The sequence below is a fragment of the Aestuariivirga sp. genome (assembly GCF_020252395.1).
In the GTDB taxonomy this organism is placed as follows: domain Bacteria; phylum Pseudomonadota; class Alphaproteobacteria; order Rhizobiales; family Aestuariivirgaceae; genus Aestuariivirga.
This window is the reverse complement of record NZ_JADCDB010000028.1, coordinates 162,691-171,653: the sequence shown is the minus strand read 5'-3', so window position 1 is coordinate 171,653 and position 8,963 is coordinate 162,691. Positions and strand designations below refer to the sequence as shown.

Below are 8,963 nucleotides of genomic sequence, written 5' to 3'. Positions count from 1 at the left end.
TTAAATCCGCTCAGCCGCAACACCTGTGGAAATGTGGACAAGGCTCCGCCTTGCCCACAGTCCCACAGGAGAACAAAAGACAAGAAGCGGACATTTGATGTGCTACCAAAACCGGACAAGTTAATTAGCTATCGACAGCCCGCCCGTCCCGCCTGTCCCGCACTTGGAAAACCCTGCGTCGGCCTGACCCAGCGCTGCTCCGCCGCTTCCATTCTGCCGCTCATCGGTTAGAAGTTACCCCATGAGCAATCCCTACGAAGACGAGGCCCGGCGCCGCCCGAAGAGCCGGAACTTGCGCCCCCTCCTCAACCTCACGCCCTTCCTCCGCCCCTACCGGCGGCAGATGGTCTTTGCCCTGATCGCGCTGCTGGCCGCGGCGGGGGCCACGCTGGCCGTGCCGGTGGCCGTGCGCCGCGTCATCGACAATGGCTTCACGGCGGAGAATGCGGCCCTCGTCGACAGATATTTCCTCGCCATGCTGGCGGTGGTCGTGGTGCTGGCGGTGGGCTCCGCACTGCGCTTCTATTTCGTGATGTGGATCGGCGAGCGCGTGGTGGCCGACATCCGCGATGCGATCTTTAGCCATCTCCTCGATCTCAGCCCCGCCTTTTTCGAAACCCAGCGCTCGGGCGAGGTGCTGTCGCGCCTGACCGCGGACACCACGCAGATCAAGTCGGCCTTCTCCTCGACCGCCTCGATCGCGCTGAGGAACGTGGTCATGCTGATCGGCACCATCGTCATGATGGTGGCCTCGAGCCCCAAGCTCGCCGGCCTGTCGCTGCTGGCGCTGCCCTTGATCGTGCTGCCGCTCGTCACCTATGGCCGCCGCGTCAGAAGCCTGTCGCGCCTGGCGCAGGATACGCTCGCCTCGTCCGCCGCCTTCGCGCAGGAGCGGCTGCTCGCCGTGTCCACAGTCCAGGCCAATGTGCAGGAGAATGCGGCGCGCCGCCAGTTCAGCGACGCCACGGCCTTGGCCTTCGATGCGGCCGCCAAGCGCACGTTCGCGCGCGCCGTCCTCACCGCCCTCATCATCGGCGTCGCCACCGGCGCGGTCGTCATCCTGCTGTGGATTGGCGCCAGCGCCGTGATCGCGGGGTCGATGTCGCCCGGCACGCTCAGCCAGTTTCTGATCTACGCGATCCTCGCCGCCTCATCGATGGGCCAGCTCTCGGAGGTCTGGGGCGAGGTGCAGCTTGCCGCCGGTGCGGCCGAGCGCATATCGGAACTCCTCGACGAGAAGTCGATCATCAGCGCCCCCGCCGTGCCGCAACCCATGCCGAAGCCGCCGCAGGGCCGCCTGGCGCTCGACCGCGCCACCTTCGCCTATCCCTCGCGCCCCCATCAAAATGCGCTGATCGATGTCTCCTTCAGCGTCAAGACCGGCGAAACGGTGGCGATCGTCGGGCCGTCCGGCGCCGGCAAGACCACGATCTTCGCCCTTGTGCAGCGCTTCTTCGACCCGCAGAAGGGTATCGTCACCGTCGATGGCGTCGACGTGAAGACGGCCGTGCCGCAGGAGGTGCGCGCGCGCATCGCCGTCGTACCGCAGGAAACGGTGATCTTCTCCGGCAGCATCATGGACAACATCCGCTTCGGCAAGCCCGAGGCAAGTGCCGATGAGGTCTTGGCGGCGGCGCGTGCCGCGCGCGTGGACGAATTCGCCGAGCGCCTGCCGCAGGGCTATGACACGCAGGTCGGCGAGCGCGGCGTGACGCTCTCCGGCGGCCAGCGCCAGCGCATCGCCATCGCCCGCGCCATCCTGCGCGACGCGCCCATCCTGCTGCTCGACGAGGCGACCAGCGCGCTCGACGCCGAGAGCGAGGCCTTCATCCAGCAGGCCATCGAAAAACTCACCGCCAACCGCACCACCCTGGTTATCGCGCATCGCCTCGCCACCGTGCGCAACGCCGATCGCATCCTGGTCTTGGACGGCGGCCAACTCGTCGCCGAAGGCACCCATGCGGAGCTGATCACCACGAGCCCGCTTTATGCGAGGCTCGCCAAGCTGCAGTTCACCGCACAGGCGGCGGAGTAGGCTGACATCATCACATGCTGACAGAGCCCTCGCGAGTCCGCTCCTCACCGCTCCGTCAGCTTCAGCTCGATCCTGCGATTGCGTGATTTCGCCTCTTCCGTGGACCCTGGGTCAATCGGCTGGTACTCGCCGAAGCCCGCGGCCACCAGGTGCTGCGGCGAAACGCCATTACCGATGAGGAAGTTGACGACCGCGATGGCGCGCGCCGCGGAAAGCTCCCAGTTGGACCTGAACTGGGCGGAGGTGATCGGGTCATTGTCGGTGTGGCCGTCGACGCGCAGCACCCAGGCGATATCGGGCGGGATTTCCTTTTCGAGTTGCTTCAGCGCATCGGCGAGCTTCAGCATCTCCGCCTGGCCTTCGGGGTTGAGCGCCGCCTGGCCCTTGGGGAACAGCACCTCGGCCTGGAACACGAAGCGGTCGCCCACCACAAGGATGTCGGAGCGCTGGGAGAGAATCTGCCGCAAGCGCCCGAAGAATTCCGAGCGGTAGCGCGTTAGCTCCTGCACGCGCTGGGCCAGCGCGGAATTGAGCCTCTTTCCGAGGTCCGCAATCTGCGCTTCCGAGGCCTTGTTCTTGCTTTCGGCATCCGAGAGGAGCGCATTCAGCGACTGCAATTGCCGGCGCATGGCGGCGATCTGCTGGTTCAGCAGCTCCACCTGGGCCAGCGCCTGCGAGGAAATGGTCTTCTCCTTGTCGAGCGAGGTCTGGAGGCCGGTGATCGTCTGGCTCGCGGCATCGCCCTTCGCGCCCTCGCCTTCAAGCATGGCGGAGAGCGAGGCAGTCTTGCTCTTCTCGGCCGCGAAATCGTCCTGCAGCGCGGCGAGCGCTGCATTGGCGTCGGCCTTAGCGGCCTTTTCGAGGGCCAGCAATTGCGTCAGCTCCGCGATCTGCGCGCGGAGTTGCCCGAGGGCCGAGTCCTGACCGGTGATCTGCCGGGCCAGCAGGAACTGCGACACGATGAAGACCGAGAGCAGAAAGATGATGACCAGCAAGAGCTGCGCCATGGCGTCGACGAAGCCCGGCCAATAGGCCTCCTCCGTGCCGCGCCCGCGCCTGCGGTAGAGCCCGGCCATCTACGGACGCTCATCCTCGCGCGCCCGGCCGCTCATGCCGCGGGCGAGCGGGCCCGTGGCGCGGATCAGCAGGCGCTGGATTTCGTTCTGCTGGGTCTGCTGGCCTTGTGCCCATTGCCGCACGATCTTCTGCTCCTCGCGCATCTGGCTGACAAGGCCGGCGACCGCATCCGCGAGCTGCTCGATCGAGTCGCCGTCGGGCCGCGGAGCCGTGGGCGGCGGCGCAGCGGACGGCGCTGCGCGCTGCGCCTCGATCACATAGGTCAGTTTCTCGACGGCGCGCTGCAGGGCGGCGACTTCCGCGCGCAGAAGCTGCGGCGTGATGCCCGGCGCCGCGGCCTGCGCCGCCAGGTCGCCGCCCGAGCCTGCGGCCACGTCGGTGATGGAGGACAGCCAGTCCTCAAGGTCGATGTAGAAGCGGTTCTGCGCCTGCGCCGCCTTGAGGTCGAGGAAGCCAAGGATCAGCGAACCGGAAAGGCCCAGAAGCGAAGACGAGAAGGACAGGCCCATGCCCTGCAACGGCGCCTGCAGCCCGCGCTTCAGCTGGTCGAACAGTGTGGCCGATTGCGTGGACGAGACATCAAGTCCCTCGATCGCCCCGCCGATCGACTGCACGGTTTCAAGCAAGCCCCAAAAGGTGCCAAGCAGGCCGAGGAAGATCAGGAGACCGACCAGATAGCGCGACAGGTCACGCGATTCATCGAGCCGCGAGGCGAGCGAGTCGAGCACCGAGCGCATGGTGACGGGCGACAGCGTGGTGTGCTGCCGGTTCTTCAGCAGGATTGCCATGGGGGCGAGCAGACTGGGCGGGCGGCCGTTCTCGCCTCGGCCCTCACGGAAGCGGTTGACCCAGCTCACCTCGCGGAACAGCCGCACCACCATGCGGTAGGAATGGATGATGCCGAACAACAGCGTGGCCACGATCACCCCGTTGAGCATGGGGTTGGCCATGAAGGCGCTCATCAACGGCTGCCAGATAATGGCGACGAGGATCGCCACCAGCAGCACGAAGACGGTCATATGCACGAGATAAACCCGTGGCAGATCAAGAGGTTGCGTTGAAGCTGGCTCGGCCATTCCGGATCCCGTCGTTCTGGCGGTTGCGTGTGCCGGAGAATCTAGACCATTGCGGGGCGTTGCGGGAGAGATTTTCAGGCTTGGGGTGCGGGCCGCCGCGCCGCCGCCAGCGCCAGGATCGCCACCAGCGTGATCGCCGCCAGCATCAGCCAGGCCTCGTTCGCCGCCATGGCAAGCGCCGCCTTCTCCATCTTGTCCTGCAGGTCCCCCAGCGCGTCGATGTCCATGGACCCCTGCGAGAGCGCCGCGAAATCGTCGAGCGCTATACCCACGAAGCCCGCGGCATCGGCACTCCCTGCCTTCATCTGCTCCACCAGCCTGTCCCCCAGCACGGGCGCGCGGCCATAGAGCACCGTGTCGATCAGCGCGATGCCGATGGCGCCGCCGAGGTTCCGCATCAGGTTGAACAAGCCGCTGGCATCCGGCACGCGCGCGCCGTCCAGCAGGCCCAGCGCCAGCCGGGTGGGCGGCAGCAGGCAGAACATGATCGCAGCACCCCTCACCACCTGCGGCCAGAACATCTCATCGTAATCCGTCGCCGGCGTCTGGAAGGCGCTCATCCCCAGCCCGATGCCGAAGGTGAGAAAACCGAGCCCCGAGAGCAGCCGCGACTCCATCCGTTTGTCGAGCGCAACGGCGATGGGCGCCATGATGAGCTGTGCCGCCCCCGTCACCAGCATGATGCGCCCGATCTCGAGCGCCCCATGGCCGCGCACGAAAGCGAGGAACACCGGCATCAGATAAACCGAGCCGAACAGCCCCACGCCAAGCGCAAAGCTCATGATGCAGCCGACAAGGAAATTCCGTTCACGGAACAGCCGCAGATCGGCGATGGGATGCGCGCCCTTGAGCGAGCGCGCCAGAAAGCCCGCCGTCGAGGCCGCGCTCAAGGCCAGAAGCGCCACCACCACGCCCGACAGCCATCCCCGGTCCGGCGCCTCCTTCAGCCCGGTCTCCAGCGATGCCAGCGCCAGCGCCAGCATGAGGAGCCCCGCAAGATCGAGCTTGCGCAGCTCGCTCGCATCGATGTCGCGGCGCGGCAGGAACAGCGCCGCCACCGCGGCAGCCAGAATGCCGGGCGCGATGTTGATGAGGAACAGCATGTGCCATGACCAGGTCTCGGTCACCCAGCCGCCCACCACCGGGCCAATGGTGGGCGCCAGCACCGCCAGCACGCCGGCAATGGTGGTGGCGAGCCCCTGCTGCTTCAGCGGGAACAGCAGGAACACGGCGGAGAACACCGCGGGGATCAGCGAGCCGCCGGAGAAGCCCTGCACCACGCGCCAGAAAATCAGGCTCCCGAAACCGGTGCTCGCCGCGCAGCCGGCGGACGCGATGGTGAACACCGTGATCGACACGATGAACAGCCAGCGCATGCCGAACAGCCGGGTGAGGAAGCCGGTGAGCGGAATGGCGATGATTTCGGCGATGAGATAGGCCGTCTGGATCCAGCTCATCAGCTCCTTGTCGATGCCGAGCGCGGACTGGATCGCGGGCAGCGAAGTCGCCACCACCTGGATGTCGAGGATCGCCATGAACATGCCAAGCGCCATCATGGCGAAGCCCGCCCATGTCGCGAGCGAGGCGCGCTCGGCCGTCTGGCTCACGACGGCGCTTGCGAGAGCGCCGCGCTCTCGGCGCGGATGCGGATCGTCAGCACCGCCGCATTGGCGAGCGAAAAGAGGATGGCGAACCACCAGAGCCCGAGGCACAGCGGCAGCACCGCAATCTCGCCGATCACCACCAGATAGTTGGGATGCGACACGAAGCGGTAAGGGCCCTTCGCCACCAGGGGCGCTCCGGGCAGCACGATGATGCGCGTCGTCCAGCGCGGCCCCAGCGTCATCAGCACCCAGACGCGCGCTGCCTGCAGAATCATGAACAGCGCAAACCAGAAGGCCGAGACCGGCTGGTCCCAGCCGAAGACCCAGAGGCCCGCCAGCCACAGCGCATGCAGAGCGACGATCAGCGGATAATGCCCCGGCGCATGCTCAAAGGCCCCCTGCGCCAGCAGCGCGCGCGTGTTGCGCCGCGCCAGCACGAGTTCCGCCAGCCGTTCCAGCGTGACGAAGGCAAGCAGGATGGCGGCGGCGCTCATGCGGCACGCAGCGTGGCTACGGCCGCACTGAAGCCCGGCCCCATCGCCGTCATCAGCGTGCGCTTCGGCAGGCCGGTGGCGAGTGCCTTCTCCAGCACGAAGAACACGGTGGGGGCGGACATGTTGCCATATTCCTCCAGCACCGCGCGCTCATCCGCCAGCAGCCCTTGCGGCAATTGCAGCGCGCGCTCCAGCGCCGTCACCACCTTGGCGCCGCCGGGATGGCACACGAAGCGGTCGATGCCGGAAAGGTTCAAGCCCGCGCGCGCCAGCATCTCGCGCGCCGCCGGGCCGAAATGCTCCTCCGCGAAAATCGGAATGGAGCGGTCGAAGATCACGCCCAGGCCTTCGGCGTCGACCGACCAGCCCATGATGTCCAGCGTATCGGGCCAGGTGTATTGCCCGGTCGACTCGATTTCAGCGCCCGCGCCCTCCTCCGCCCGCAGCACGAGGGCTGCCGCGCCGTCGCCGAAAAGTGCTGTCGCCACCACATTGGCCTTGGTCAGCTGGTCGGCGCGGAATGACAGTGTGCAGGTCTCGACCGCCACCAGCAGCACGTTGGAGCCGGGCCGCGACTGCGCCAGGCGCGCCGCGATGGAAAGGCCGGAGACGCCCCCGGCACAGCCAAGCCCGAACACCGGCACGCGCTCCACCTGAGGCCGGAAGCCCATCTCGCCTGCCACCCGCGCCTCGAGGCTGGGCGTGGCGATGCCGGTCGACGACACGGTCACGATGGTGTCGATCTCGGAAGCCCGGAGCGCCGCCCGGTCAAGGGCCCGCCGCGCCGCGTCCACGAACAACCTGCAGGCGCCATCGACATAGGCCGCGCTGCGTTCCGGCCAGCCCAGCGGCTGCATGTACCATTCGATGGGCCGCACCGCGCGCCTCCGGCGGATGCCGGAGGTCATGAACACGCCCGCCACCTGCTCGAAACCCTCGAAACGCCCGCCGAAGGCCGAGGTGGCGAAGGATGCCGCGTCCGGCTGGCTGATCACATGCGGCGGCACGGCCGTCGCCAGCGAGACTATCCGGGCCTTCAGCATGGCGCACCTCATTCCACAAGCTGACAACGAAGTGCTACGCCCGACGGATCACAGCTATTCCCTCAGCGTCTTCTCCCGCTCCTTTTGCGGGAGAAGAAGGGGCCCGTTGCGCCAGCAACGGGGAGATGAGGGGAACCATGCTCCGCACTGTTCAGATGAGCAAGCGTCCCCTCACCTACCCCAGCTTTGCTGGGGTCCCCTCCTCTCCCGCCTTGGCGGGAGAGGACGCGAAGCGGACTCACCCCATCGACTTGTTGATCTCTTCCGTCATCTTCTTGGCGTCGCCGAACAGCATCATGGTGTTGTCGCGCCAGAACAGCGGGTTGTCGACGCCGGCATAGCCCGACGACATGCCGCGCTTGATGAACATCACGGTCTTCGCCTTCCACACTTCCAGCACCGGCATGCCGAAGATCGGCGACTGCGGGTCGTCCTTGGCGGACGGGTTGGTCACGTCATTGGCGCCGATGACGAAGGCCACATCCGCCTGGCCGAAGTCGGAGTTGATGTCCTCGAGTTCGAACACCTCGTCGTAAGGCACGTTGGCTTCCGCCAGCAGCACGTTCATGTGGCCGGGCATGCGGCCCGCCACCGGGTGGATGGCGTATTTCACCGTAACGCCCTGCTCCTTGAGGTGATCGCCCATCTCGCGCAGGGCGTGCTGGGCTTGGGCCACCGCCATGCCATAGCCCGGCACGATGATGACGGAGCCCGCGTTCTTCATGATGAAGGCCGCGTCCTCCGCCGAGCCCTGCTTTACCGGCTTGGCCTCGCCCTTGGCGGCGGGGCCGGCACTCTCGCCGCCGAAGCCGCCGAGGATGACCGAGATGAAGGAGCGGTTCATGCCCTTGCACATGATGTAGGACAGGATCGCGCCCGAGGAGCCGACCAGCGCGCCGGTGATGATGAGGGCCGTGTTGTGCAAAGTGAAGCCGATGCCCGCCGCCGCCCAGCCGGAGTAGGAGTTGAGCATGGAGACGACGACCGGCATGTCCGCGCCGCCGATCGGGATGATCAGCAGGAAGCCCAGCGCCAGCGAGATCGCGATGATTGCCCAGAACCACAACCACACCGGGTTCATGAAGAACAGCACGATGCAGGCCACGAGCGCCAATCCCAGCGCAATGTTGATGACGTGGCGCGCCGGCAGCATGATGGGGGCGCCCGACATGCGGCCATCGAGCTTCAGGAAAGCGATGATCGAGCCAGTGAAGGTGATGGCGCCGATGGCAGCACCCAAGGACATCTCGATGCGCGAGACTGGCTGGATCAGCCCGCCGGCCACGATGTGGAAGGCTTCCGGCGCATAGAAGGCCGCGAGCGCCACGAACACCGCGGCGAGGCCCACAAGCGAGTGGAAGGCCGCGACCAGCTGCGGCATGGCCGTCATGGCGATCTTCTTGGCCGCCGTGCCGCCGATGACGGCACCGATGCCGAGGCCCAGCACGACGAGGCCGATCACCAGCGGCGAAAGCTGCATGGTGGCAAGCGTGGTGGCAATCGCAATCGCCATGCCCACCATGCCGTACATGTTGCCCTGCCGCGACGTGGCAGGCGATGAGAGCCCGCGCAGCGCCATGATGAACAGCGCGCCGGAGACCAGATAGAGGATGGCTGCGAAATTGGCCGACATG

General features: G+C 66.7%; 8 protein-coding genes. 2 read left to right on the top strand and 6 right to left on the bottom strand.

The features are described from left to right. The coding region (locus IOC82_RS13600) for a hypothetical protein (protein WP_290546736.1) at nucleotides 1-231 on the top strand (231 nt) is incomplete at its 5' end. Nucleotides 232-241: 10 nt separating this feature from the next. Then, nucleotides 242-2,035, top strand: coding sequence for an ABC transporter transmembrane domain-containing protein (locus IOC82_RS13595; protein WP_290546735.1), 1,794 nt, complete (start codon nucleotides 242-244; stop codon nucleotides 2,033-2,035). 44 nt (nucleotides 2,036-2,079) lie between these two features. Here the strand turns inward: IOC82_RS13595 and IOC82_RS13590 are convergent, their stop codons facing one another. The 6 genes from IOC82_RS13590 to IOC82_RS13565 all read right to left on the bottom strand — a co-directional run bounded on the left by IOC82_RS13590 (nucleotide 2,080) and on the right by IOC82_RS13565 (nucleotide 8,962). After that, on the bottom strand, nucleotides 2,080-3,111 hold the full coding sequence (locus tag IOC82_RS13590) for a peptidoglycan -binding protein (protein ID WP_290546734.1): 1,032 nt from the start codon (nucleotides 3,109-3,111) through the stop codon (nucleotides 2,080-2,082). After that, entirely contained in the window at nucleotides 3,112-4,131 is a 1,020-nt protein-coding gene (locus IOC82_RS13585) for a flagellar motor protein MotA (RefSeq protein ID WP_290546742.1), read from the bottom strand. Nucleotides 4,132-4,262: 131 nt separating this feature from the next. Continuing rightward, a complete protein-coding gene (locus IOC82_RS13580) occupies nucleotides 4,263-5,744 on the bottom strand; it encodes an MDR family MFS transporter (protein ID WP_290546741.1) in 1,482 nt (493 codons plus the stop codon). Between the two features lie 47 nt (nucleotides 5,745-5,791). After that, nucleotides 5,792-6,286 (bottom strand): isoprenylcysteine carboxylmethyltransferase family protein, encoded by a 495-nt coding sequence (locus IOC82_RS13575; protein WP_290546733.1) that lies wholly within the window; start codon nucleotides 6,284-6,286, stop codon nucleotides 5,792-5,794. Next, complete coding sequence (locus tag IOC82_RS13570) at nucleotides 6,283-7,329, bottom strand: type III polyketide synthase (protein WP_290546732.1); 1,047 nt, start codon at nucleotides 7,327-7,329, stop codon at nucleotides 6,283-6,285. Before IOC82_RS13570 ends, IOC82_RS13575 begins: the two co-directional genes overlap by 4 nt. Before the next feature lie 238 nt (nucleotides 7,330-7,567). Continuing rightward, the gene (locus IOC82_RS13565) at nucleotides 7,568-8,962 is read right to left on the bottom strand and encodes an NAD(P)(+) transhydrogenase (Re/Si-specific) subunit beta (protein WP_290546731.1); all 1,395 of its coding nucleotides are present in this window, start codon (nucleotides 8,960-8,962) and stop codon (nucleotides 7,568-7,570) included. Between the last annotated feature and the right edge of the window lies 1 nt (nucleotide 8,963).